The 24,378-nt window shown below is 70.5% G+C and carries 22 protein-coding genes; 6 read left to right on the forward strand and 16 right to left on the reverse strand.

Annotated elements, in window-relative coordinates:
• The 15 genes from ACWGDX_RS28590 to ACWGDX_RS28660 all read right to left on the reverse strand — a co-directional run.
• A partial coding sequence (locus tag ACWGDX_RS28590; RefSeq protein ID WP_363086316.1) for a flavodoxin-dependent (E)-4-hydroxy-3-methylbut-2-enyl-diphosphate synthase occupies positions 1-175 on the reverse strand: 175 nt, incomplete at its 3' end.
• A gap of 7 nt (positions 176-182) precedes the next feature.
• Positions 183-1,202: an adenosyl-hopene transferase HpnH gene (gene hpnH, locus ACWGDX_RS28595; RefSeq protein WP_453630099.1), complete on the reverse strand. Its 1,020-nt coding sequence runs from the start codon at positions 1,200-1,202 to the stop codon at positions 183-185.
• A 5-nt stretch (positions 1,203-1,207) separates the two neighbouring features.
• Positions 1,208-1,861 carry a phosphorylase family protein gene (locus ACWGDX_RS28600; RefSeq protein ID WP_453630101.1) on the reverse strand — a complete coding sequence of 218 codons (654 nt, stop codon included), beginning with the start codon at positions 1,859-1,861 and terminating at the stop codon, positions 1,208-1,210.
• The gene (gene shc / locus ACWGDX_RS28605; RefSeq protein WP_453630103.1) at positions 1,861-3,864 is read right to left on the reverse strand and encodes a squalene--hopene cyclase; all 2,004 of its coding nucleotides are present in this window, start codon (positions 3,862-3,864) and stop codon (positions 1,861-1,863) included. The genes ACWGDX_RS28600 and shc overlap by 1 nt, the downstream gene beginning before the upstream one ends.
• 103 nt (positions 3,865-3,967) lie before the next feature.
• The gene (locus ACWGDX_RS28610; RefSeq protein ID WP_453630184.1) at positions 3,968-5,026 is read right to left on the reverse strand and encodes a polyprenyl synthetase family protein; all 1,059 of its coding nucleotides are present in this window, start codon (positions 5,024-5,026) and stop codon (positions 3,968-3,970) included.
• 53 nt (positions 5,027-5,079) lie between these two features.
• On the reverse strand, positions 5,080-6,468 hold the full coding sequence (gene hpnE, locus ACWGDX_RS28615; RefSeq protein WP_453630104.1) for a hydroxysqualene dehydroxylase HpnE: 1,389 nt from the start codon (positions 6,466-6,468) through the stop codon (positions 5,080-5,082).
• Between the two features lie 109 nt (positions 6,469-6,577).
• Entirely contained in the window at positions 6,578-7,528 is a 951-nt protein-coding gene (gene hpnD / locus ACWGDX_RS28620) for a presqualene diphosphate synthase HpnD (RefSeq protein WP_363082395.1), read from the reverse strand.
• Positions 7,525-8,445, reverse strand: coding sequence for a squalene synthase HpnC (gene hpnC, locus ACWGDX_RS28625; RefSeq protein WP_453630106.1), 921 nt, complete (start codon positions 8,443-8,445; stop codon positions 7,525-7,527). The genes hpnD and hpnC overlap by 4 nt, the downstream gene beginning before the upstream one ends.
• Positions 8,446-8,857: 412 nt before the next feature.
• Positions 8,858-9,643: an ABC transporter ATP-binding protein gene (locus ACWGDX_RS28630; protein WP_453630108.1), complete on the reverse strand. Its 786-nt coding sequence runs from the start codon at positions 9,641-9,643 to the stop codon at positions 8,858-8,860.
• The gene (locus ACWGDX_RS28635; RefSeq protein ID WP_453630110.1) at positions 9,636-10,565 is read right to left on the reverse strand and encodes an ABC transporter permease; all 930 of its coding nucleotides are present in this window, start codon (positions 10,563-10,565) and stop codon (positions 9,636-9,638) included. Before ACWGDX_RS28635 ends, ACWGDX_RS28630 begins: the two co-directional genes overlap by 8 nt.
• Positions 10,566-10,671: 106 nt before the next feature.
• On the reverse strand, positions 10,672-11,544 hold the full coding sequence (locus tag ACWGDX_RS28640) for a glycosyltransferase family 2 protein (RefSeq protein ID WP_453630186.1): 873 nt from the start codon (positions 11,542-11,544) through the stop codon (positions 10,672-10,674).
• 5 nt (positions 11,545-11,549) lie between these two features.
• On the reverse strand, positions 11,550-12,335 hold the full coding sequence (locus ACWGDX_RS28645; RefSeq protein WP_365905064.1) for a CDP-alcohol phosphatidyltransferase family protein: 786 nt from the start codon (positions 12,333-12,335) through the stop codon (positions 11,550-11,552).
• Complete coding sequence (locus ACWGDX_RS28650; RefSeq protein WP_365905065.1) at positions 12,313-13,374, reverse strand: iron-containing alcohol dehydrogenase family protein; 1,062 nt, start codon at positions 13,372-13,374, stop codon at positions 12,313-12,315. Before ACWGDX_RS28650 ends, ACWGDX_RS28645 begins: the two co-directional genes overlap by 23 nt.
• Positions 13,362-14,111 carry a phosphocholine cytidylyltransferase family protein gene (locus ACWGDX_RS28655; protein ID WP_453630113.1) on the reverse strand — a complete coding sequence of 250 codons (750 nt, stop codon included), beginning with the start codon at positions 14,109-14,111 and terminating at the stop codon, positions 13,362-13,364. The genes ACWGDX_RS28650 and ACWGDX_RS28655 overlap by 13 nt, the downstream gene beginning before the upstream one ends.
• Positions 14,108-16,078 carry a DUF5941 domain-containing protein gene (locus ACWGDX_RS28660; RefSeq protein ID WP_453630188.1) on the reverse strand — a complete coding sequence of 657 codons (1,971 nt, stop codon included), beginning with the start codon at positions 16,076-16,078 and terminating at the stop codon, positions 14,108-14,110. The genes ACWGDX_RS28655 and ACWGDX_RS28660 overlap by 4 nt, the downstream gene beginning before the upstream one ends.
• A gap of 329 nt (positions 16,079-16,407) precedes the next feature.
• Between ACWGDX_RS28660 and galE the strand changes: the two genes are divergently transcribed.
• From galE to idi, 3 genes are all read left to right on the forward strand, one after another.
• On the forward strand, positions 16,408-17,391 hold the full coding sequence (gene galE / locus ACWGDX_RS28665; protein WP_453630115.1) for a UDP-glucose 4-epimerase GalE: 984 nt from the start codon (positions 16,408-16,410) through the stop codon (positions 17,389-17,391).
• A 142-nt stretch (positions 17,392-17,533) separates the two neighbouring features.
• Positions 17,534-18,472: a cation diffusion facilitator family transporter gene (locus ACWGDX_RS28670; RefSeq protein WP_453630117.1), complete on the forward strand. Its 939-nt coding sequence runs from the start codon at positions 17,534-17,536 to the stop codon at positions 18,470-18,472.
• A gap of 182 nt (positions 18,473-18,654) precedes the next feature.
• On the forward strand, positions 18,655-19,248 hold the full coding sequence (gene idi / locus ACWGDX_RS28675; protein WP_453630119.1) for an isopentenyl-diphosphate Delta-isomerase: 594 nt from the start codon (positions 18,655-18,657) through the stop codon (positions 19,246-19,248).
• Here idi and ACWGDX_RS28680 read toward each other — a convergent pair.
• Entirely contained in the window at positions 19,223-19,726 is a 504-nt protein-coding gene (locus ACWGDX_RS28680; RefSeq protein ID WP_453630121.1) for an ATP-binding protein, read from the reverse strand. The genes idi and ACWGDX_RS28680 overlap by 26 nt on opposite strands.
• A gap of 253 nt (positions 19,727-19,979) precedes the next feature.
• Between ACWGDX_RS28680 and ACWGDX_RS28685 the strand changes: the two genes are divergently transcribed.
• From ACWGDX_RS28685 to ACWGDX_RS28695, 3 genes are all read left to right on the forward strand, one after another.
• Entirely contained in the window at positions 19,980-20,771 is a 792-nt protein-coding gene (locus ACWGDX_RS28685; protein ID WP_453630123.1) for an enoyl-CoA hydratase/isomerase family protein, read from the forward strand.
• A gap of 92 nt (positions 20,772-20,863) precedes the next feature.
• Entirely contained in the window at positions 20,864-21,727 is an 864-nt protein-coding gene (locus ACWGDX_RS28690) for an SCO6745 family protein (protein WP_453630125.1), read from the forward strand.
• Positions 21,728-21,802: 75 nt separating this feature from the next.
• The gene (locus ACWGDX_RS28695; RefSeq protein WP_453630127.1) at positions 21,803-24,223 is read left to right on the forward strand and encodes a Tex family protein; all 2,421 of its coding nucleotides are present in this window, start codon (positions 21,803-21,805) and stop codon (positions 24,221-24,223) included.
• Positions 24,224-24,378 lie beyond the last annotated feature (155 nt).

Below are 24,378 nucleotides of genomic sequence, written 5' to 3' on the forward strand. Positions count from 1 at the left end.
GCAACGTCGCACCCACATCCGACGTACGCGTCGTCGTCATCGACTGCACCGACACCGGCGCATCCCCACCGACCGCCACCGACCCGACCTGGATCCGGCGCGAAACACGACGCACCGCGACAGGCCGGGCCGGCAACCCGGGGAGCCCCAGTGAGACCGGCTCTCCAGTAGTCATGACGTCGTCACCGCGTCCCGGCGACCGTCTCGCGGACCGCGCGCAGGGACTCCTTGAGGGAGCCCATGGTGGCGAGTACGGCGGTCGGCTCGTAGCCGCAGTGCGCCATGCAGTTGGCGCAGCGCGCGTCCTTGCCGCGGCCGTATTTGTCCCAGTCGGTCTCCTCGATGAGCTGACGGTAGGTCGGGACATATCCGTCGCTCATCAGATAGCAGGGGCGCTGCCAGCCGAAGAGGGAGTAGTTGGGAATGGCCCAGGCGGTGCACGGGAAGTCGGCCTTGCCTTCGAGGAAGTCCAGGAAGAGCGGCGAGTGGTTGAGGCGCCAGCGGGCCCGGTTCCCGCCGGCGAACGACTTCTTGAACAATTCGCGGGTCTGCTCGACGCCGAGGAAGTGCTCCTGGTCGGGAGCCTTTTCATAGGCGTAGGCGGGCGAGATCATCATCTCGTCCACCTTCAGCTCGTCATTGAGGTAGTTCAGCACCTCGATGACGGTCTGCGCGGTGTCGGTGTTGAAGAAGGTGGAGTTGGTGGTCACCCGGAAGCCGCGCCGCTTGGCCTCCTTGATGGCCTCCACCGCCTCGTCGAACACCCCTTCCTTCGCGACGGACTCGTCGTGCCGCTCCCGCAGCCCGTCGATATGCACGGCGAAGGCGAAGTACGGCGAGGGAGTGAATTTCTCGATCTTCTTGCGCAGCAGCATCGCGTTGGTGCAGAGGAAGACATACTTCTTCTTGGCCACGAGCTGCCGCACGATCTCGTCGATCTGCGGATGCATCAGCGGCTCGCCACCGGCGATGGAGACCATGGGCGCCCCGGACTCCAGCACCGCGCCGACTGCCTGGGCAACGGGCATACGCTGCTTCAGGACGCCTGCCGGATGCTGGATCTTGCCGCAGCCCTCACATTTCAGATTGCAGGCGAAGAGGGGTTCCAGCTCAACGATGAGTGGAAACTTCTCACGCCTGCGGACCTTCTGTTCGAAGAGGTACGTCCCGACCCTGATGGTCTGACGGAGCGGCATGGCCATCTAGCTCACCTCCTGGGGAGCAGCAAAGAACGGTGCCATTCATGGAAAGCAGGTAGGACGGCACGGAGGACACGGAAAGCCGATATTCCTCCGCGCACGGTGCCGATACGGACGAGCTCATGCTCCGGAGCGTCCACGACCACCCGCACGGCCGCGACCGGACGGGTGCCGGCACGCAGAGCACTGCGGAGTGTCGCGGCGGACTCCATGTCCACCGCGATGGCTCCCGTACCGCTCAAGGCGGCCCGTTCCTGCCCGCGGACCACATGGTCGGAACCGGTCAGCGGACCGGTGTGGACCGTACGGCCGGGCAGGATCCGGGTCAGCGTGTCGACGAGCAGCCCGGTGCCCGTGCAGGGCGTGGAGCCCTCCGGGTCCCGGGTCTCGTCGGCGACAATGAGATCCCCGGGGTGCATCCCCGGGGTGAGTCCGGCGCAGAACCCGGACGCCATGACGGCCGCGTCCCGGTTCCCGGTCTCTCCGAGCGCGTGCGCCACGACGCGCTCGGCGTTCTTGGGCCCCATGCCCGTACGCAGGACGGTCACCGGTCCCGCCGTGTCACCGCGACCGCCGCCGCGCAGCGCGAAGCGCTCGATACCGAGCGCGCAGGCGATCAGCAGCGGCGGTGGCGGGCCGGCGGGCCCGGAAGACCGTTCCATCAGCCCCCCTTGCGGTTTCCCGTACGGGCGGCGAGCGGCTCCCCGTGGAGATACCGGCCGAGCGCCGTCAGCGGGAAGACCTGCCGGTAGAGGTGGTAGTTGATGGAGAAGTCCCAGGGGAAGCCGGTGCCGGTGAAGTACGGCTCGTCCCAGGAGCCGTCCTCGCGCTGGGTCTCGGCCAGACAGGCGATGCCCCGTTCGACGGCCTTGCTCTCCCGCTCCCCGGCCGCGAGCAGCGCGAGCAGCGCCCAGGCGGTCTGCGAGGCGGTGGTGGCTCCCCGGCCTGCCCACTCCGTGTCGTGGTACGAGCGCAGATCCTCGCCCCAGCCGCCGTCCGCGTTCTGTACGGATTCGAGCCAGCGCACGGCCCTGCGGATCGCGGGATGGGAGGGGGGCAGTCCGGCCGCGGTCAGGGCGGGCACCACCGACCCGGTACCATAGACGTAGTTGACCCCCCAGCGTCCGAACCAGGCGCCGCTGGTCTCCTGTTCGGCGAGAAGCCATTCGATTCCGCGCCGGGTGCCCGGATGGTGGCTCTTGCCCTCGTACGCGAGCATCTCCACGACATGCGCGGTGACATCCGCCGACGGCGGGTCGATGACCTCACCGAAGTCGCAGAAGGGCAGCCGGTTGGGGAATGGGCTGGTGTTGTCGGCGTCGAAGGCGCCCCAGGCCCCGTTTCTCGACTGCATACCGAGATTCCACCGGGCGCCGCGCTCGATGGCCGCGTCGATCCGTTCGGGCTCGGGATGCTCGACCCGGCGCAGTGCGAGGATGACCTCGGCGGTGTCGTCGATGTCCGGGTAGTTGTCGTTGTGGAACTCGAACCCCCAGCCGCCCGGGGCGAGTCCGGGTCTGCGCGCGGTCCAGTCGCCGGGGCGCAGGATCTGCTCCCCGACCATCCAGTCCGCGGCCTTGACCAGGGCCGGATGGTCCGGGCTCACGCCCGCGTCGGCGAGGGCGATGATGGTCAGACAGGTGTCCCAGACCGGCGACTGGCAGGCCTCGATCATCCGGGCGCCGTCCTCGCGCCAGACGGCGAACCGGTCGAGCGATTCCAGTCCGGCGCGCATGACGGGATGGTCGAGGTCGTATCCGAGCAGATGCAGGGCGATGATGGAGTAGACGGCGGGCGGCTGGATCCCGCCCCAGCAGCCGTCGTTCTCCTGGCGCTCGATGATCCAGCGGGCCGCCGAGTTCATCGCGCTGCGGCGCAGCCGGCGCGGCGCGATCCGGTGGTAGACGTGCAGTGCCTTGTCGAGGCGCTGGAAGACACCGTCCCAACTCGCGGCCGGGGCGGTCGCCTTGGGAGGGTTGGGCCGGGCCGGGTCGGCGTGCAGTTCGTCGAGGGCGAAGGGTGCGGGCCGTACGGGCCGCTCCGCCGAGACGACGGTCAGCGGCACGATGGTCTGCCGGGCCCAGCAGCCGAAGTCATAGATATTGAGCGGGAACCACTTGGGCAGAAAGATCATTTCAGGCGGCAGCTCGGGCAGGTCGTCCCACTTCCACCAGCCGAACAGGGCCAGCCAGATACGGGTGAAGACCCGGCTCCTGGCGATCCCGCCCTGCTCGCGCACCCATTGGGAGGCGCGCGCCATATGCGGGTCTTCCGGACGGTCCCCGGCCAGCCGCAGCGCGACATAGGCCTCGATGGTGGCGGAGAGTTCGCCGGGGCCGCCGTAGAAGGTGGCCCAGGTGCCGTCCGCCCGCTGCTCACCGCGGATGAAGAGCGCCGCGGCCTCGGTGGTACGGGCGTCCTGGACGCCGAGGAACTGCCGCAGCAGCAGATCCTCGGCGTCCATGGTCACATTGGTCTCCAGGTCGCCCTTCCACCAGCCTTGGGCGTCCTGCTTGCCGAGGAGATACTCGACGGATCGTGCGGTGGCCCGCTCGGCGGCGACCTGGAGGTCGCCGGCCACGGCGGGGGTGGTCCTGGTCGGTCCGCTGGCCGAGGCCGCGCGGGGTCCCATGGCCCCGGTGCTTCCGTCGGTCGTCGCTGTCATGGCTTCCCCTTCGTGCAGTGGTGAGCTTCTGCTGTGCTGGGGTCTCCGTCGTCCGGCGCCCTACGGGCTGTGGACGGCGACTGCGGTCATATGGGAATAGTGATCATCTCTTTCGTACGACGACAAAGTCCGCGAGCGCCGTGAACTGCGCCCTGACACGTGCTGGCATATCGACGCCGTCGAGGGCTTCGACGGCGACGGCGTGCTGCCTGCGGGCCTCCTGCGAGGTCCACTCCCGGCCGCCCGCCTCTTCGATCAACGCCGCCCTGGTCGCGAACTCTTCCTCCGAGAAGGTCTCGAAATCATTGCTTTTCGCGTCGGCGGCGAGCAGTTGGCCGAGCCGAGCCGAGGCGGGACCGCCCGCGGCGAGCGCGGCGACGACCGGCAGGGACTTCTTGCGCTGGCGCAGATCGCTCCAGGTCTGCTTGCCGGTGGCCTCGGGGTCGCCCCAGATGCCGAGCAGATCGTCCACGGCCTGGAAGGCCAGACCGAGATGGTGGCCGTACGCCTCCAGCGCGTCGGCCGTACGGTCGTCGGCGCCGCCGAGGACCGCGCCGATGGAGACGGCGCAGGCGAGCAGGGCGCCGGTCTTGTTGCCCTCCATCTCCAGGCACTCCTCGACGGTGACCCGCTCGCGGTGCTCGTAGGAGATGTCCTGGGCCTGACCGTCGATCAGCTTGCGCGTGGCGGTGGTCAGCCGGCGGGTGGCCCGGCCCGCCTCCGGGGTGCCGATCTCCAGCAGCACCTCGTTGGCGAGTGCGAAGAGGGCGTCGCCGACGAGGATCGCCTGCGCGGGACCGTGCACCTTCCAGACGGTGTCACGGTGGCGGCGCTGCTCGTCACCGTCCATCAGGTCGTCGTGCAGCAGGGAGAAGTTGTGGACCAGCTCGACGGCGACCGCGCCGGGGATCCCCATCTCGGGCGCGGCGCCCGCCGCCTCGGCGGAGAGCAGCGCGAGCGCCGGGCGTACCGCCTTGCCGCCGTCGCCGTCGACGGGCCGGCCCTCGGCGTCGATCCAGCCGAAGTGGTAGGCGGCGACGGTGTCCATCGGCGTGGCGAGCCGGCCGACAGCGGAGCGCAGCACCGGGGCGGACAGGCTCCGTCCCCGCTCCAGCAGCGCGTAGACGTCCGCGGTGTCGACAGCCGGGTTCACCGGGGGCACGGTCGGCACGGTCTCTCCTCTTGTTCCAGTACTCGTAGGTGCGGTATTCGGGCTCATGCCGCCTCCTGCAAGGGGTGTTCATAGTGGCGGCCGAGCTGGGCGAGGGCGGCCCCCGCGGCGCTGAAGCCGCTCCGTACGGCACCCTCCATCGTCGCGGGCCAGCCGGTGGCCGTCCACGCGCCGGCCAGGAAAAGGCCGGGCGCTCCCGTACGGGCTCCGGGACGGAGCCTGCCCACACCGGGTGTGGGCGCGAAGGTCGCCGTCCGTTCCCTGGTGACGAAGAAGTCCCGTACCTCCGCGCCGCGCGCGGCGGGCAGCAGCCGTTCCAGTTCGGGGAGATAGCGTGCGCGCAGCTCCGCCACGGGCGTGTCGATCTCGTCCTGGGCGGCCGACTGCGAGAGCGCCAGATACTGGCCCTCGGTGAGCCCGGAGGCGTCGGTGCGGTCGAAGACCCACTGGACGGGGCTGCCCAGCGCGGCGAAGAAGGGGCGGCGCAGCACCTTGCGGTCGTATACGACATGGACGTTGAGGATCGGCGCGGTGCCGATGTCGAGGAGCCGGTCGGCGTCCTCCAGCGCGCCCTGGGGCAGCAGCCCGTGTGCCTCGCGCTGCGGTACCGCGAGGACGACCGTGTCCGCGTCGAGCCGCTCGCCGTCCGCGTCGACATGCCAGCCGCCGTCCGCCGCGCGGGTGACCGCGCCGACGCGGGTGCGCAGTTCGGTCCGTACGCCCGCGGAGTCGAGGGCCTTGCGTGCCAGCGTGTCGTGGATGTCGCCCAGCGGGACACTCGCCCAGCCGATGTCGGCGGCGCCCGGTTCGGAGAGCAGCCCGGTCTTGAAGACCATCGCGGCCAGCCCCATGGAGGCGTGCGGCGCGGTGGCGTTGAGGGTCGCCACGCCGACGAGGTCCCAGAGGGCCTCGATGGTCCGGGGGGACTGTCCGTGCCGGCCCAGCCAGGTGGCGAAGTCGATGCCGTCCAGGGCGGGATCGGCGGGGTCGAGCCGCTTCAGGGCGAGCGCGGCACGCCCGACGGAGGCGCGCTCGGCGAGCGAGAGATGCGGATACGTCGCGAGTCCCGCGGCCAGATGCAGCGGTACGGGCAGCGCGTTGCGGCGCAGCCGTCCCAGCCGGGGCCCGCTCGGGCCGCCGACATCGAGGACGGGCACGTCCAACCGGTGCTGGAGGGGTGCGAGCGCGGCGCCGTCGACCCGGTCGAGGAACCACTGGTACGCCGTGCAGCAGCGCAGATACACATGCTGGCCGTTGTCGACGGTGAGATCGCCGCGCCGGAAGGAGAAGGCGAGACCGCCGAGCCGCGGCCGCCCTTCGACGAGGGTGACCCGTACTCCGGCGTCGGCGAGCTGGAGCGCGGCGGTGGTGCCGGCGAGTCCCGCGCCCACCACCACGGCGTGGCGGGGCCGCAGGTCATCCGCTGTGGTCATGCGTGTCCCCCTCCGGCTGTCGCAGTCAGGGACGCGTCATCCCGAGCCGGGGTTGCGAGAGTCCGGCGCGGATGTGCGGTGAAGAGGCCGAGCCGTGCGAGGGGCCGCATCAGCCGCGCCTCCTGACGGTCTGCCGCGAGATGTGCCGGGCGTCGAGACCCGAGAGTCCGCGTACGGCGACATACGCCTTCTCGTGTCCGGGCAGCGAGACCCGGCCGCGCAGCACGGCCTCAGGGTCGCGTTCGATACGGTCGAGCAGCCGGCGGTAGATGCCCGCCATGGCCGCGACACAGGCGCCGCTGCGCCGGTCGAGCATCGGCAGCAGCCGGTACCCCTCGGCGAACAGGGCGCGGGCGCGGCGGACCTCGAAGTGCACCAGACCGGTGAAGTCGGAACCCGCGGGCGGGGTCGCGCTGTGGAAACCGGCGGAGCAGCCGAACTTGGCGAGATCGTCGGAGGGCAGATACGTACGGCCGTTGGCCGCGTCCTCGCGTACGTCCCGGAGGATGTTCGTGAGCTGGAGGGCGAGTCCCAGGGTGTCGGCGTACTCGGCGGCGCGCTCCGCTCCCGGCGCGTCGGGGCCGGGGCCGAACACGCCGAGCGACACCCGGCCGATGGCACCCGCGACACACCGGCAGTAGACCTTGAGGTCGTCCCAGGTCTCGTAGGTGTCGCCCCGAACGTCCATCAGAACGCCGTCGATCAGTTCGTCCAGCCCGCCGAGCGGAACCGGGAAGCGGCGGCTCGCGTCGGCGACGGCGACCGCGACGGGGTCCGTGTCGTCCTCGGCCACCTCGCCCGCCCTGACTCTGCCGAGCAGCGCGCGGGTCTCTTCGAGCCGTCTCTGCTTGGCCTCGGGCGCGAGTGTGCCGTCGCCGATGTCGTCCACCCGCCGGGCGAACGCGTACATCGCGGACATGGCCTGCCGCTTCTCGGTCGGCAGCAGTCTGATGCCGTAGGCGAAGTTGCGGGCCTGCTGTCCGGTGACGGCCTCGCAGTAGCTGTAGGCCGCCAGTACCGGCGCGGACATGGGTGTCTGTCCCTCCACGTTCCGGCTCACCCCTCTCTGTGCGCTCTTCGCAAGACAGCTCCCACTTCACGCAGCAGACGCGGCTTGGTGGGTTTGGGCGGACCGGGGAGCACATCGTGCCCGGCGGCCGCGATCGAAGCGAGGGCGGCGCGCCCTCCGGCCACAAATCCCGCCAGCAGCAGCCGGAGCCTGCCATGGACGCTACCCACCAGCGGTGTGCCTTCATCCAGAAGCCGCCGTGCGCGTTCCGCCTCGTACGCGACCAGGGCGCGCACCGACGCGTTCGCGGTGGGGGCGGCCAGATCGTCCTCGGAGACATGGAAGCGCTTCATGTCCTCGGCGGGCAGATAGATCCGGTCGCGGCCGAGGTCCTCGGCCACGTCCTGGAGGTGTTCGACGATCTGGAGCGCCGTGCAGACGGCGTCGGAGCGGCGGACACGCTCGGGGGTGGCGGTCCCGGTGATCAGGAGGACGAGACGGCCCACGGGGTTGGCGGACAGCTCGCAGTAGGCGAGGAGGTCGTCATAGGTCCCGTACCGTCGCACCAGCTGGTCCTGGCGGTTCGCCGCGATGAGCCCGAGGAACGGTTCGGGGGTGAGCGCGCGGCTCCGTACGGTCGGGATCAGCCCGCGCAGCAGGGGATGGGCGGGACGCGGGCCCGCGGGGTCGAAGACCCGTCGCAGATCGGTCTCGAACGCGTCGAGCACGGCCGGCCGGTCGTCGGCCCGCCCGGGGTCGACCCCGAGATGGCGCAGATCGGCGCCGCCGGGGGCGAGATCCCCGTCGCCGATGTCGTCGACGAGCCGGGCGAATCCGTAGACCGCCATCAGATCGTCGCGCCAGGCGCGGGGCAGGAAGAAAGGTGCCACCGGAAAGTTCTCGTCGGCGGCTTTGTCGAGTGTGGGGCGTGCGGTGGCGTCGGAGCGCGCCTGGGGAGTGTCCATCACTGCCGGCTGCCCGGCACGGGGACGGCGGAACCCTCACAGAGCTGGAGATTTCCCGTCATTGCCGTCACATCTCCCGTTCTACACTGCTGACCCAATACATCCCATTTCGGACACGCCGCCCGTCCTTCCGAGTAAGAAGGCCGCCGCCTCGCCGGCGGGGTGCTCAGCAGGTATCGCCCCACTTGCCGCGAATCAGCACCAGCACAGCTTACGTTGTACAACCAGGAGGACCGCTCCGGGGTGTTGCGCGCATTACAAGAACGCTGCGATACGGACCAACCTTCCCCGCCCGCAGGGGACTTGACCGTTCGCTGACGATCAGTGCCTGATCACCGCGGTCCGAAAACGACCGGTTCTCACGACGAGACCCCCGCCGGAGTGATCCGGCGGAGGCCTCGGTCGCGCTGCCGGACTACTTGCCCGTCTCCTTCTCGTACGCCTTGATGACCTCGTCGGTCGGGCCGTCCATCAGCAGCTCGCCCTTCTCCAGCCAGAGCACACGGTCGCAGGTGTCCTTGATCGACTTGTTGCTGTGGCTGACCAGGAAGACCGTGCCGGCCTCCTTGCGCAGTTCACGGATGCGCTGCTCGGAACGGATCTGGAACTTGCGGTCGCCGGTGGCCAGCGCCTCGTCGATCATCAGGACGTCATGGTCCTTGGCCGCCGCGATGGAGAAGCGGAGCCTGGCGGCCATGCCGGAGGAGTACGTCCGCATCGGGAGGGTGATGAAGTCGCCCTTCTCATTGATGCCGGAGAAGTCCACGATGCCCTCGAACCGGTCCCGGATCTGCTCGCGCGTCATACCCATGGCGAGCCCGCCGAGGATGACATTGCGCTCGCCGGTCAGATCGTTCATCAGCGCCGCGTTCACCCCCAGCAGCGAGGGCTGGCCATTGGTGTAGACCTTGCCGCTCTCCGTGGGCAGCAGTCCCGCGATGGCGCGCAGCAGTGTCGACTTGCCGGATCCGTTGGTGCCGATCAGACCGATCGCCTCGCCGCGGTAGGCGGTGAAGGAGACTCCCCGTACGGCATGGACCTTGCGGACTCCCCGCGACTCCCCCTTGCCGCGGCGGAGTATGCGGCTGAGCGCGGCGGTGGCGCTGCCCTTCCCGCCGCCTCCGCCGTTGACGCGGTACACGATGTGCACCTCGTCGGCGATGACCGTGGGGATACGTCCCTGCTTGTTCTCGTCAGCCACGCCCGTACCGTTCCTCAGCCTTCCAGAAGTACACGAAGCCGGCGATTCCCAGCAGCACGGCCCACACCAGTGCGGCGAACCAGACGTGCGCGGGGAGATTCGACGAGCCGTACCCGTCGATCAGCGCGTGCCTGACGAGGTCCATGTAGATGGCGGCGGGGTTGTACTGGAGGATGTCCGCGATCCAGGCCGGCTTGTCCTTGAGCATCACCGGGATGGAGAACATCACGCCGGAGGCGTACATCCAGGTACGCATCACGAACGGCATGAGCTGCGCGAGGTCCGGGGTCCTGCTGCCCAGCCTCGCCATGATCAGCGCGAGACCGGTGTTGAAGAAGAACTGGAGCACCAGCGCGGGGATCACGAGGATCCAGCCCGGCTTCGGATAGCTGCCGAAGGCGACCGCCACCGCCACCAGGACGATCATCGAGTACAGGAGCTGCTGGAGCTGCTGGAGCGAGAAGGAGATCGGCAGCGCGGCCCGGGGGAAGTGCAGGGCCCGTACGAGCCCCAGATTGCCGGAGATCGCGCGGACGCCCGCCATCACCGAACTCTGGGTGAAGGTGAAGACGAAGACCCCGGTGACCAGGAAGGGGATGAAGACCTCCTGCGGCATGCCCTTCCTGGTGCCCAGGATCAGCCCGAAGATCAAGTAGTAGACCAGGGCGTTCAGCAGGGGCGTCGCCACCTGCCAGAGCTGGCCGAGCTTGGCCTGGCTGTACTGGGCCGTGAGCTTCGCCTGGGAGAAGGCCAGGATGAAGTGGCGCCGGCCCCAGAGCTGCTGGACGTAGTCACGCAGACCGGGCCGGGCGCCGCTCACCGCGAGACCGTACTTGGCGGCGAGCTCCGCCGAGGTCAGACCGTCGTCGGACGACGGCGGGGCGCTCACGGCGATCGCGCCCTCTTGGGTTGTGTCACTCACAAGTTGAAACTTTCGTCTTCAAGATGCGCAGCCGGACGGGCACAGGCACGGAAGGCCAGGCCCCGGTAGTTGGGAGTAGCCCCGATGCTCTCAGATCCGAAGCTTGTCAGATGACAGGCGGTCGGCCCAGCCGGGTCAGCCGCCATACCGTACGCCACCTCATGGGGCGGCGCGGTCCGCACGGGGTCACCCAGCCCTCCCTGAACCCGCCGAGCCAGGCCTTCAGCGCGGGCAGCGAGGGGCGCCGGAGCAGGGTGAGCAGCAGCCACACCCCGAGATAGAGCGGGACGAACGGCGCGGGCAGATTCCGGCGGGCGAGCCAGACCCTGTTACGGGCCACCATTCGGTGGTGGCCGGCATGGCGGGAGGGCGGCAGCGCGGGATGGCTGAGCACCATGTCCGCGCGGTAGTCGATCATCCAGCCCGCGTCCAGGGCCCGCCAGGCGAGATCGGTCTCCTCGTGGGCGTAGAAGAAACCGCCGGGCAGCGGTCCCACCTCCGCCAGGACCTTGGTCCGTACGGCGTTGGCCCCGCCGAGGAAGGTCGTCACCCGGGACGACCGCAGCGGGTCCGAGGAGCGCAGCCGAGGGACATGCCGGCGCTCGGTGAGCCCTGTCCCGGGATCGGCGATCCGGAAGCTGATGATGCCGAGTGCGGGGTCGGCCGCGAAGGCCGCGCGGATCAGCTCGGCGGTGTCGGTCTTCGGGAGCCGGCCGTCGTCGTCGAGGAAGAGCAGGGCGTCAACCTCGGAACCGGCGGAGCCGAAGGCCTCGACACCGACATTGCGGCCGCCCGGGATACCGAGGTTCTCCGGCAGCTCGACGGTCCGTACCCCGTCGGGAACCTCACCCACCGGGGCGCCGTTGCCGACCACGACGATCTCGATCGGATCGCCGTCCTGCCGCGCGACCGACGCGAGGAGAGCACGCAGCTCGGCGGGGCGGTCACCCATCGTGATGATCACCGCGCCGAGCCGCATGCCGCTCACCTCAGCCTGCTCGACGCCAGGATGGAGACGAGGTGCAGCAGTGTCTGGACGACGGCGATACCGGCGAGGATCGCGATACCGAGCCGGGTGAAGAACAGATCTCCCCGCACCATGTCGAGGACGGCCGCGGCCAGGATGAAGAGGCTGGCCTCGATGCCGCCGACGAGCCGGTGGAACTTGAGCATGGCCGCGGCCCTGCGGGCCAGTGCCAGACCGGAGGAGCGGGGTACGGAGGCCTCGTCCTTGACGGCCGGCAGACCGCTGCGCTGTCTGGCCACATCGACCAGATCGGTCTCGGCCTTGATCAGGATCGCGCCGAGCGCGGCGAGCGTGCCCAGGAAGGCCCAGAGCCAGTTCGTGGCCGTGCCGTTCTGATGGAAGACGTCCGCGCCGCGCACACCGAAGCCGATCAGCAGAGCGGCCTCGCAGAGATAGTGGCCTATCCGGTCCAGATAGACCCCGGTGATGGAGGTCTGCTTGCGCCAGCGGGCCACCTCGCCGTCGACACAGTCGAGGAGCAGATAGATCTGGAACAGGACCGCCGCGAGAATCGCGCCGGTCAGTCCCGGTACGAGCAGCACGGCACCGCCGATGACCCCCACGACCACCATGAGATAGGTGAGCTGGTTGGGCGTGATCCGGGTGTTCACCAGGTACGGGTCGATGTGCAGCGAGATCTCCCGCATGTACAGTCGCCCGGCCCAGTGCTCTCCGCTGCGCCGGTCCTTCACGCCCTCCGGGTGAACGACCGGACGGAGTTCAGCTACTGATGGTCTTGGCATAGTCGGCGTACGCGTCCCTGATCTGGTCGGTGGACAGGTCGAGGTGTTCGAGGATGGTGAAGCGGCCGGGGCGGGTCTGCGGCGCGTAGGCGACGGCCCGTACGAACTCCTCCGGGGAGAAGCCGATCTCCTCGGGCAGTACGGGCAGCCCGTGCCGGTGCAGTACCTCGGTGAAGAGCTGTGACTCCTCGTGGGCGCCGCGCAGATGCATGGCGAAGGCGGCGCCGAGGCCGACCTGCTCGCCGTGGAGCGCGCGGCGCGTGGGGTGGAGCAGGTCGAAGGCGTGGCTGATCTCGTGGCAGGCGCCCGACGAGGGGCGGGTGTCGCCGCTGATCGACATGGCGATACCGGTGAGCACCAGCGCCTCGGAGAGGACGGTGAGGAACTCGTCGTCCCCCGCGCCGCCGGGGTGGCGCAGCACGGCCTCGCCCGCGGTACGGGCCATGGCGGCGGCCAGTCCGTCGACCGGCTCGCCGTTGATCCCGTGCGACAGCTCCCAGTCCGCGATGGCGGAGATGTTGGAGACCGCGTCACCGATACCGGAGCGGATGAACCGGACCGGGGCGTCGCGGATGACGTCGAGGTCGACGACGATCGCGATGGGGGTGGGGACACCGTAGGAACCGCGGCCGTTGTCGTTGTCGAGCGTGGACACCGGGGAGCAGAGCCCGTCGTGGGCGAGATTGGTGGCGACGGCGACCAGGGGCAGACCCACCCGGGCCGCCGCGTACTTCGCCACATCGATGATCTTGCCGCCGCCCAGGCCGACCACCGCGTCGTACCGCTTGCCCTTGATGCCGTCGGCGAGCCGGACCGCGGAGTCGATCGTGCCGTCGGCCACCAGATACCAGTCCGCGGCGGTGAGCACCGGCTCCAGCCGGGTGCGCAGCGCCTGTCCCGAGCCGCCGCTGACCGCGATGGCGACCCGGCCCGAGCTGGAGATCCGCTGGTCGGCGAGGAGACCGGCGAGATCGTCCAGGGCGCCGGGCCTGATGTCGACGACGACCGGGGACGGGATGAGCCGGGTCAGTACTGGCACGCGATCTCACGGCCCTTCGCGAGGTCGTCGTGGTTGTCGATCTCGACCCAGGGGATGTCGCCGATGGGGGCCACGTCGAGGGTGAAACCGCGGTTCACCAGCTCCTGGTAGCCGTCCTCGTAGTAGAGGTCGGGGTCCCGTTCGAAGGTGGTCCGCAGGGCGTCGGCGAGATCCGCGGCGGCCTCGGGCTCGATCAGGGTGACCCCGATGTACTCGCCGGTGGCGGTGGCCGGGTCCATCAGCTTGGTGATCCGGCGTACGCCCTTGGCGCCGTCCGTGATGACCTTCATCTCCTCGTCGGCGAGGCGCTTGACCGTGTCCAGGGCGAGGATGATCCGCCGCTCCGCACCGCGGGCGGCGAGCAGGGTCCTCTCGACGGAGACCGGGTGGACGGTGTCCCCGTTGGCGAGGATCACACCGCGCGTCAGGACGTCACGGGCGCACCAGAGGGAGTACGCGTTGTTCCACTCCTCGGCCTTGTCGTTGTCGACGAGCGTGAGCTTCAGACCGTACTTTCTCTCCAGTTCGGCCCGGCGTTCGTAGACGGCCTCCTTGCGGTAGCCGACGACGATCGCGGCCTCGGTCAGCCCGACCTCGGCGAAGTTTCCCAGGGTCAGATCGAGGACCGTGGTGGTCCCCTCCCCCGCCGGGTCCACGGGCACGAGGGCCTTCGGAAGCGTGTCGGTGTAGGGGCGCAGACGCCGTCCGGCACCGGCGGCGAGTACGAGGCCGATCATGCGGGTTCTCCTTCGTCATGTACGGCGGGGGCTCCGGAGGACACCCAGAACCGGATGGACTCCAGGAGCACGACCAGCGCCACGGCGACCGCGAGCGCCGTCAGAGCCATCGGGAAGCCGGTGTGCCGGGTCACGAGGACGGCGGCGAGCGCGGTCACCAGCAGGGTGCGGCCCTCGTGCCCGCCGGCCGACCTGACGAGCCACTGGGGCGGCGCGCCGCTGCCGCCGCGGATGCGGTACACCGTGTCGTAGTGATGGTAGGCGACGGCCGCCACCAGCCCGAAAGCCGCGGGCAACGCTCCGTTCACCTCGGAGCGGGCGGCGAGCACCAGGACCGTGCCGTACTCCGCCGCGCGGAACACCGGCGGTACGAGCCAGTCCAGCGCGCCGCCCAGGGGTCGGGCGACGGCGAGGCCCGAGGTCAGCACGTACAGCACCGCCGCGAGCACGGGCCAGGGGCCGTCGAGGGGTGCGAAGGAGGCGGTGGCGACGACCGCCGCCCCGCCCAGGAGGGCGATCAGGAACGGCAGGGGGCCGGGGAGCCGGCGGGCCGGGCGCCGCAGCAGCGCGGCGGTCCCCTCGGCGAGCGGACCCGGGTCGGCGAGATCGGCGAGGGCCCGCGCGGCGCGTTCGGTACGGACGGCCTTGCGGGTCACCGAGCGCAGCACACGGCCCGCGGTGGTGTAGCAGGCGGCGAAGGCGCAGCCGATGAGCAGCGCGTAGAAGACGGTGCGGGGCGTGGTGAGGGCGGTGAGCACGGCGATCATCGCCCAGCGCTCACCGATCGGCAGCACGATCATCCTGCGTACCCACACGGTCCAGCCGACACGGTCGAGCCTGCTGGAGAGCGCGGCGGTGGGGGTGCCCACCACGCTCTTGCCGGCCGCGCCGGCGGCGGCCGAGTCGGCGTTCGCCTCGTTGAAGGAGAAGTCCACGACATGCCGGCAGGTCTGGAGGACCATCGCGCCCAGCGCGAGCGCCCATACGTCGTCGCCGCCCCGGGCGGCGCCGAGCGCGAGGCCCGCGTAGTAGGCGTACTCCTTGGCGCGGTCGAATGTGGCGTCCAGCCAGGCGCCCATCGTGGAGTACTGGAGCGAGTAGCGCGCGAGCTGCCCGTCGGTGCAGTCCAGCACGAAGGAGAGGAGCAGCAGCGCGCCGGCCGCCGCATAGCCGCCGCGGGTGCCGGTGGCCGCGCAGGCCGCCGCTATCAGGGCGGTGATCAGGGACGCGGTGGTGACCTGGTTGGGGGTCAGACCGCGGCGGGCGCACCAGCGGGCCAGGTAGCGGGAGTACGGACTGACGCAGAAGGTGGTGAAGAAGCCGTCGCGCGCCTTCACGGCGGAGCGCAGCCGTACGGCCTCGTCGTCGACGGCCGCGACAGCGGTCCCGGCCCGCTCCCGGGCGTCCGCGTCGGCGGGTACGGCGGCGACGAGCGAACCCAGTTCGGGACGGTGGACGCGGGTGCCCCGGGCGTCGAGCACGGCGGCCACCCGGTCGGCGAAGGGCTCGCCCGGGGCGGTGACGGTGACCCCGGAGTGGGGCCCGGCCTCAGGAGCCCCGGTCCGAGGAGCCTCGATGTGAGGAGCCTCTGTGTGAGGTGCTTCGGCGTGAGGTGCTCCGGTGTGAGGTGCTCCGGCCGCGCCGCTCAGCGGTGGCTGGGGGCCGCCGTCGGCCAGGGCCGTGACGGCGCTCAGCAGCGCGGTGCGGGCCTCGGGCCTGGCGGTGAGCGCTCCGGGCACGGCGGCGGCGGGGAAGCGGGGGTCGGTGAGGGCCAGGCGCAGCGCGTGGACATGACCGACGAAACGGGAGTCGACGAGGGCGACCCGGTCGGCCGCGGGGGCCGAGGCGAGCAGGGTCAGCGCCTCTTCGGCGCCCGGCGCGGTCCGTACGTCGTAACCCAGCGACCTCAGATGGCCTTCGAGCGGCGATCCGGGGACCGGGGGACCGGTGAGGATGGCGGTCGGCAGACGAACTCACTCCTTGGCGCTGACAGGGCTGGGTGCGCGGCGACGGGACCCGGGATACGGGTGGCGGCACGTCGGCAGAGGCTATCGGATGAACTGAAGGCCGAGTTCACCGCCCGTTTACGCTCCGGATGCCAAAGTCTGATCGGGAAACGCTCCGCGATGATCATCATCGACCACCGACCGTCTCCCGGACAAACGACGGCCGGCGCCCCGAGGGCACCCTCCAGGACCTGTCCGGCACACAGCGCCGTCCGCCTCCGGGCACATGGCGCCGCCCCTCTGGAGGCGAGGCGGGCGGGGGGTGCCGGACAAGCTCTAGGGTTGCGGGCATGACGTGGCTGATCACAGGCGGAGCGGGTTATATCGGGGCACATGTGGCGCGGGCGATGACCGCGGCGGGAGAGCGGGTCGTCGTTCTCGACGATCTCTCGACCGGTGTGCCCGAGCGCCTGCCCGCCGGGATTCCGCTGGTGCGGGGCTCCCTGCTGGACCGGGACGTGGTCGACCGTACGCTCACCACGCACCAGGTCACCGGTGTGGTGCATCTCGCGGCGAAGAAGCAGGTCGGGGAGTCGGTGGAACAGCCGCTGCGGTACTACCGGGAGAATCTGCACGGACTCATGGTGCTGCTCGACGGTGTGGTCGCCGCGGGCGTACGGCGCTTTCTCTTCTCCTCCTCCGCGGCCGTGTACGGGGTGCCCGATGTGGAGTTGATCACGGAGCGGACCCCGACCGTGCCGATCAATCCGTACGGGGAGACGAAGCTCGCGGGCGAGTGGCTGGTCCGGGCGACCGGACAGGCGCACGGAATCGCCACCGGCTGTCTCCGTTACTTCAATGTGGCGGGGGCGGCGGCGCCCGAGCTGGCGGACACCGGGGTGTTCAACATCATCCCGATGTTCTTCGACCGGATCAGCCGGGGCGAGGCGCCCCGGATCTTCGGTGACGACTATCCGACACCGGACGGCACCTGCATCCGCGACTACATCCATGTGGCCGATCTCGCCGGCGCCCATCTCGCCGCCGCGCGCCTCCTGGCCGCCCAGGAGGGCGCCGGGGACCTCACGGTCAACATCGGCCGCGGCGAGGGTGTCTCGGTCCGCGAACTGGCCGATCTGGTGGCCGAGGTCACCGGCCACCGCGCCGCGCCGGTGGTGGAGGGGCGCCGTCCCGGCGATGCCGCGCGGGCCGTCGCCTCGGTCGGGCTGATCGCCGGGAAGCTGGGCTGGACGGCGAGCCACGGGGTACGCGAGATGGTCGAATCGGCCTGGGAGGGCTGGCGGCTGCATCACCCGGCGACAGCGGTCGGATGATCTTGCCACTGCTCTGACCTGCGATCATTTCCGCAGGTCAGAGCATATGACAACGGTGTTCACTGCCGTGTTGCCGCATACCCCCCACCCGTAGTTCACTGGCGTGGTCGGCAGATCGCACGCACGACCGGAAGGCGGCCACATGGGGGCAGGGCACGACCACGGGCACACCCACGGCGGGCCGCCGACGGGCACCGCGACCGCCGCCTACCGGGGGCGGCTGCGTATCGCGCTGTCCATCACGCTCTCCGTGATGGTCGTGGAGATCGTCGGCGGTATCGCCGCCGACTCCCTCGCCCTGTTCGCCGACGCGGCCCATATGGCCACCGACGGTGTGGGGCTCGGGATGGCACTGCTGGCGGTCCACTTCGCGGGCCGGCCCGCGGACGACAACCGCACCTTCGGCTACGCGCGGGCCGAGATCCTCGCCGCGCTGGCCAACTGTCTGCTGCTGCTCGGGGTCGGCGGATTCCTGCTGTACGAGGCCGTCGAGCGCTTCATCGTGCCGCCCGAGACCAGGGGCGGCCTGACGATCGTCTTCGCCCTCATCGGCATGGCCGCCAATCTGGTCTCCCTCTCCCTGCTGATGCGCGGGCGCAAGGACAGCCTCAATGTGCGCGGGGCGTATCTGGAGGTGCTCGCGGACACCCTCGGCTCGCTCGCGGTGCTCGTCTCGGCCGGTGTCATCCTGCTCACGGGGTGGCAGACGGCCGACCCGATCGCGGGCCTGCTGATCGGGCTCATGATCGTTCCGCGTACGGTGAAGCTGCTGCGGGAGACACTGAACGTGCTGCTGGAGGCCGCGCCCAAGGACGTGGACATGGCCGAGGTACGCGCGCATATGCTCGGACTGCCCGGCGTGGCCGACGTGCATGATCTCCATATCTGGACGATCACATCGGGTATGCCCGTGCTCTCGGCACATGTGGTGGTGGACCAGGACGCGCTGGACGCGGTGGGCCACGAGAAGATGCTTCATGACCTCCAGGGATGTCTCGGCCACCACTTCGATGTCGAGCACTGCACCTTCCAGCTCGAACCGAGGGGACATGCCGAGCACGAGGCGAGGCTCTGCCACTGACTCCCTGCCACCGACTCCCTGCCACTGCCACTGCCACCGCCACTGAAGTCCTGGCACTCCGGCAGCCTGACGGCGACACCTCCGGGGGCCTGGGAGAACGGACATGCCCACGCTCCCGAAGTGCGGACAGGGGGGTCCTGTGCGGCAGACTTGGGGGCTGAGGCCCGAAGCGAAGGATGGTTATGCCGACCACACCAGTCACCACGGCGAAGAGCTCGTCTCACGGCGTTCAGGAAACGATCATGCTGGAGCTGGTCGACGAGAACGGCAATACCATCGGCACCGCCGAGAAGCTCTCGGCCCATGAACCGCCCGGCCGGCTGCACCGGGCGTTCTCCGTCTTCCTCTTCGACGAGCGGGGACGGCTGCTGATCCAGCGGCGCGCGCTGGGCAAGTACCACTCCCCCGGTGTCTGGTCGAACAGCTGCTGCGGACATCCCTACCCGGGCGAGGCCCCGTTCACCGCGGCGGCCCGCCGTACCCACGAGGAGCTGGGTATCTCGGCCTCGCTGCTCGCCGAGGCGGGCACGGTCCGCTACAACCACCCGGACCCGCTGTCGGGGCTGGTCGAGCAGGAGTACAACCATCTCTTCGTCGGGATGGCGCAGTCCTCGCTGCGGCCCGACCCGGAAGAGGTCGGCGAAACGGTCTATGTGACCCCGGCGGAGCTGGCGGGCCGGCATGACCGGGACCCGTTCTCGGCGTGGTTCATGACCGTGCTGGACTCGGCGCGCCCGGCGATCAGAGAGCTCACAGGGCCTGCCGGGGGCTGGTGACACCCCCGCGCGCCGGTACCTCGCCGAGCGGGGCCAGAAACGGCAGCGCCGCCCAGATGATCTTCCCGCCGCCGGCGGTGTGCTCGACGGCGCAGCTACCGCCGGCCTCGCGGGTGATCTCCCGTACGAGCAGCAGTCCGCGCCCGCCGGTCTGGGCGTGATCGGTCTCCAGGGCCTTGGGCCGGTAGGGATGGTTGTCCTCGACCGCGACCCTGACCCACTCCGCGCCGATGGTGACCTCGACACCGATCTCCGGGGAGAGCAGGGCCGCGTGCCGTACGGAATTGGTGACCAGCTCGGAGACGATCAGCAGCAGCCCCTGGACGACCGTGTCCCTGACCGGTACGCGCTGGCGTCTGAGCAGATCGCGTACGGCGTGCCTGGCCTGCGGTACGGAGACGTCGACGGCCGGAGCGGTGAACCGCCAGACTCCCTCGTACGACAGCGGCCGGGCCGGAACTCTCCCGCGGCTCTCCATCCTTGCGGCACCCACCCTTGGTCTCGACCTGTGGCTCGACCGGCTCGGCCGGTGTCGTCCATCGGGTACCGAGTGTTGGGAACGAGCTGGTCCGTACCGGGCAACTGAACAGAAGTCAGCCGTAATTGGCGGAGGATGACCGCATCCGAGCGAGCGGACAGCCAGGGTGATCGCAGACGATCATCCGCTGTTGCTTCAGGAGCGGTCGAGAGGGCACGTCGGGCAACGCGGGGCCGGGGATAGCATCCGGCGCATGGAGCCGCAGCTGCTGCACACCGTCTCCGACGGCATCGCGACCGTCGTGATCCACCATCCCGCCAAGCGCAACGCGATGACCACGCCGATGTGGCGGGAGCTGCCGCCGCTGCTGGGGCGGCTGGCGGTGGATCCCGCCGTACGGGCGCTGGTGCTCACCGGCGAGGGGCCGACATTCTGCGCGGGCGCCGACATCTCCTCGCTGCGCGAGCCCCAGGAATCGCGGGAGGAGCGCGGGGAGGGGCCCATGGAGCCCGGTGACGATCCACGGTCGCTGGCCGTACGGGCCGAGGAGGCGCTGGCCGCCTTCCCCAAGCCGAGCCTCGCGGCCGTGCGCGGTCACTGCGTGGGCGGCGGCTGCCAGCTCGCCGTGGCCTGCGATCTGCGGTTCGCCGAGGAGGGCGCCCTGTTCGGGGTGACTCCCGCGCGGCTCGGGATCGTCTACCCGGCGTCGTCCACCCGGCGTCTGGTCTCGCTGGTGGGGCCCTCGACCGCCAAGTACCTCCTGTTCTCGGCCGAGTTGATCGGTACGGAGCGCGCGCTGCGCACCGGGCTGGTGGACGAGGTGCTGCCGGCCGGGGAGCTGGGCGGACGGGTCGCGGAGTTCGCCCGGGTGCTGGTCTCGCGCTCCCGGCTGACCCAGGCGGCGGCCAAGGAGTCCGCCTCGGGAGGCGCCGACCGTACCCCCTACTGGACGGAGCGGGCGCGCTCCAGCGGGGAGACCGCGGAGGGGGTCGCGGCGTTCCTGGAGCGCCGGGAGCCGCGCTTCGACCGGACCGTGCGCGCGTGAGGCGCCGCGGCGGGTGCCGGCGTACGGCCGGACGGAAGCCACCTCGCGTCCGGCCGTCGCCATCCATACCGACCAGTCGGTAACCTGCCGTCATGACCACTCTGCCCGAGCACGCCGCGCGGCGCTGTCACGCCGTCGTCAACCCGATCCACTCGGCTCTCTACTTCTCCCCCGATCTGGGCCGCGAGTTCGCGCGCGCGGGTCTCGACGACATCAACGCCGCCTACTTCGCGGCCCGTTCGGCGCCGCTGGGCCGGGTCGGGGCGGGCATCGTCACGGCGACCTTCCACAACTTCAAGCACGATCTGGTCGCCCGCCACCTGCCACGCGTATGGGATGTCCTCTCCCCCGAGGACTCGCTCGACGCGCGGCTGCGCGCGGTCGACTCACTGCTGCGGCGGCTGCTGGGCGAGGAGGTCCTGGCCTCGAAGGAACTGGCCGAGGCGGCGGAACTGGCCCTGCGCGCCACCGAGGCGTGTACACGCCCGGCGCGTCCGCTCTATTCGGCCAACGCCGATCTGCCGGTCCCGGACGCGCCGCATCTCGCCTACTGGCACGCCGCCACCCTGCTGCGCGAATACCGCGGCGACGGCCATCTGACGGCACTGACGCATGCCGGTCTCGACCCTCTTGAGTCGCTGGCCAGCCATACCGCGAGCGGCCGTGGCATGTCACCGAAGTGGATCCTCGCCACCCGGGGCTGGAGCGCCCAGGAGTGGGAGGCGGCCCGGGAGCGGCTGCGCGGGCGCGGGCTGATGGACGGGGAGGGCGGACTGACCGAGGCGGGCAGGGAACTGCGCGGCGCCCTGGAGGACGAGACCGACCGGCTCGACCGGGCACCGTACGAATATCTCGGCGCGGCCGGAGTGGTCCGGCTCACCGGGCTGGCGGGTGGATTCGCCGGCGCGGCGCGGGCGGCGGGCGCGTTTCCCGCGGATCTCATCGGCAGGAGCTGAGCCGGTCCTGCCCGCCGATGTCACCGCCACCTGCCACAATGCAGTCGGCGGACCACAGAACAGCGGAGCGTGATCGTGACGACGTCCATCGAAGGCAGGATCGCCGAGGAACTCGGCGTACGGGAGCGGCAGGTGAAGGCGGCCGTCGAGCTGCTCGACGGCGGATCGACGGTGCCGTTCATCGCGCGCTACCGCAAGGAAGCGACCGAGATGCTCGACGACGCGCAGCTACGCACCCTGGAGGAGCGGCTGCGCTATCTGCGGGAGCTGGAGGAGCGGCGGAGCGCGATCCTGGACTCCGTGCGCGAGCAGGGCAAGCTCGACGATGCCCTGGAGGCGCGGATCCGGGCCGCCGACACCAAGGCGCGCCTGGAGGACATCTATCTGCCGTTCAAGCCGAAGCGGCGCACGAAGGCGCAGATCGCCCGTGAGGCGGGTCTCGAACCGCTCGCCGAGGGGCTGTTGAAGGATCCGTCGGTGGAGCCACTGGCCGCCGCCGCGGCGTTCGTCGACGCGGACAAGGGCGTGGCGGACCCCGCCGCCGCGCTGGAGGGCGCGCGCTCCATCCTCACCGAGCGGTTCTCCGAGGACGCCGATCTCATCGGCGAGCTGCGGGAGCGGATGTGGACGCGGGGCCGGCTCGTCTCGAAGGTCCGGGACGGCAAGGACGACAGCAAGGAGGGACCGGGCGCCAAGTTCGCCGACTACTTCGACTTCGCCGAGCCGTTCCCCGAGCTGCCCTCGCACCGGGTGCTGGCCATGTTCCGGGGCGAGAAGGAGGATGTCCTCGATCTGGTGCTGGAGCCGGAGGACCCGTCCGAGTCCTCGGAGCGGCCCGGCCCGACGATGTACGAGAACATGATCGCGCGGCGCTTCGAGGTCGCCGACCGCGGCAGGCCCGGTGACAAGTGGCTCGCGGACACGGTGCGGTGGGCGTGGCGCACCCGGATCCTGGTGCATCTCGGAATGGATCTGCGGCTGCGGCTGCGGACGGCCGCCGAGGACGAGGCGGTGCGGGTGTTCGCCGCGAATCTGCGCGATCTGCTGCTGGCCGCGCCGGCCGGCACGCGCGCGACGCTGGGGCTCGACCCCGGGTTCCGTACGGGCGTGAAGGTGGCCGTGGTCGACGCGACGGGCAAGGTCGTCGCCACCGACACGATCTATCCCCATGTCCCCGCGAACCGGTGGGACGAGTCGCTCGCGACGCTGGCGCGGCTCGCCAAGGCCCACGCGGTCGATCTGATCGCCATCGGCAACGGCACGGCGTCCCGGGAGACCGACAAGCTGGCCGGTGAGCTGTGCGCGAAGCACCCGGAGCTGAAGCTCACGAAGGTCATGGTGTCCGAGGCGGGCGCCTCGGTGTACTCGGCCTCGGCGTTCGCCTCGCAGGAGCTGCCCGGTCTCGATGTGTCGATCCGCGGCGCCGTCTCGATCGCGCGCCGGCTCCAGGACCCGCTCGCCGAGCTGGTGAAGATCGACCCCAAGTCGATCGGTGTCGGCCAGTATCAGCACGATCTGTCCGAGGTGAAGCTCTCCCGCTCGCTGGACACGGTCGTCGAGGACTGTGTGAACGGCGTGGGTGTCGATGTGAACACCGCGTCGACGCCACTGCTCTCACGGGTCTCGGGCATCGGGACGGGACTCGCGGAGAACATCGTCGCCCACCGCGACACCCATGGCCCCTTCCGGTCCCGGCGGGCGCTCAAGGATGTGCCGCGGCTCGGCCCGAAGGCGTACGAACAGTGCGCGGGCTTCCTCCGTATCCGTGACGGTGACGACCCGCTGGACGCGTCGAGCGTCCACCCCGAGGCGTATCCGGTCGTGCGGTCGATGGTGGGGACGAACGGCGGCGAGGTCGCCTCGCTCATCGGGAACGCGCCGCTGCTGCGCTCGCTGAAGCCGGCCGATTTCGTGAACGAGTCCTTCGGACTGCCGACCGTGACGGACATCCTGCGTGAGCTGGAGAAGCCAGGGCGGGACCCGCGTCCGGCGTTCAAGACCGCGACGTTCAAGGACGGCGTGGAGAAGATCGGGGATCTGGCGTCGGGGATGGTGCTGGAGGGGGTCGTGACGAATGTCGCGGCGTTCGGCGCCTTCGTCGACATCGGTGTGCACCAGGACGGACTGGTCCATGTCTCCGCCATGTCGAGGAACTTTGTGAAGGATCCCCGGGAAGTGGTGAAGCCCGGCGATGTGGTCAAGGTGAAGGTGATGGAGGTCGACGTCCCGCGCAAGCGCATCTCCCTGACACTGCGCCTGGACGACGAGGTGGGGGCGAAGCCGGAGCGCGAGCGGTCGGGCGGGACGGGCGGGGGCGGACGTCCGCCGCAGCAGCGGCGCGGTGCGGGCGGCCGGGGCGGCGGTGAGCGGGGCGGCGGGCGCCAGGCGTCGGCGCCGCCTCCGGCGAACAGCGCGATGGCGGACGCGTTGCGGCGTGCTGGGCTCACGGATCCGAAGGGCGGGAGCGGGGGCCGCGGAGGCGGTCGGCGCGGCTGAGGTTCCCCTCTCGCGTGGAGCGCGCCGCCCCGCGAGGGGGCGGCCGGTCCGGGGCGTGGCGCGGGTCCGGGGCGTGATGCGGGCGTGTGGCGAGGACCAGGCCCGCTCCGCGCCCGCGGACGCGCCGGACGCCTGGACGCGGGGCGGTGGCCGGA

The organism is Streptomyces sp. NPDC055025 (genome assembly GCF_053608565.1).

Bases quoted from the DNA above. Each gene is read 5' to 3' on its own strand.
- idi (WP_453630119.1), top strand. From the start codon at position 18,655: ATGCCGACCACACCAGTCACCACGGCGAAGAGCTCGTCTCACGGCGTT.
- hpnH (WP_453630099.1), bottom strand. From the start codon at position 1,202: ATGGCCATGCCGCTCCGTCAGACCATCAGGGTCGGGACGTACCTCTTC.
- ACWGDX_RS28655 (WP_453630113.1), bottom strand. From the start codon at position 14,111: ATGATCGGCCTCGTACTCGCCGCCGGTGCCGGACGGCGTCTGCGCCCC.
- ACWGDX_RS28680 (WP_453630121.1), bottom strand. From the start codon at position 19,726: ATGGAGAGCCGCGGGAGAGTTCCGGCCCGGCCGCTGTCGTACGAGGGA.
- ACWGDX_RS28640 (WP_453630186.1), bottom strand. From the start codon at position 11,544: ATGCGGCTCGGCGCGGTGATCATCACGATGGGTGACCGCCCCGCCGAG.
- shc (WP_453630103.1), bottom strand. From the start codon at position 3,864: ATGACAGCGACGACCGACGGAAGCACCGGGGCCATGGGACCCCGCGCG.
- hpnE (WP_453630104.1), bottom strand. From the start codon at position 6,468: ATGACCACAGCGGATGACCTGCGGCCCCGCCACGCCGTGGTGGTGGGC.
- ACWGDX_RS28600 (WP_453630101.1), bottom strand. From the start codon at position 1,861: ATGGAACGGTCTTCCGGGCCCGCCGGCCCGCCACCGCCGCTGCTGATC.
- galE (WP_453630115.1), top strand. From the start codon at position 16,408: ATGACGTGGCTGATCACAGGCGGAGCGGGTTATATCGGGGCACATGTG.
- ACWGDX_RS28670 (WP_453630117.1), top strand. From the start codon at position 17,534: ATGGGGGCAGGGCACGACCACGGGCACACCCACGGCGGGCCGCCGACG.
- ACWGDX_RS28685 (WP_453630123.1), top strand. From the start codon at position 19,980: ATGGAGCCGCAGCTGCTGCACACCGTCTCCGACGGCATCGCGACCGTC.
- ACWGDX_RS28690 (WP_453630125.1), top strand. From the start codon at position 20,864: ATGACCACTCTGCCCGAGCACGCCGCGCGGCGCTGTCACGCCGTCGTC.
- ACWGDX_RS28645 (WP_365905064.1), bottom strand. From the start codon at position 12,335: ATGCCAAGACCATCAGTAGCTGAACTCCGTCCGGTCGTTCACCCGGAG.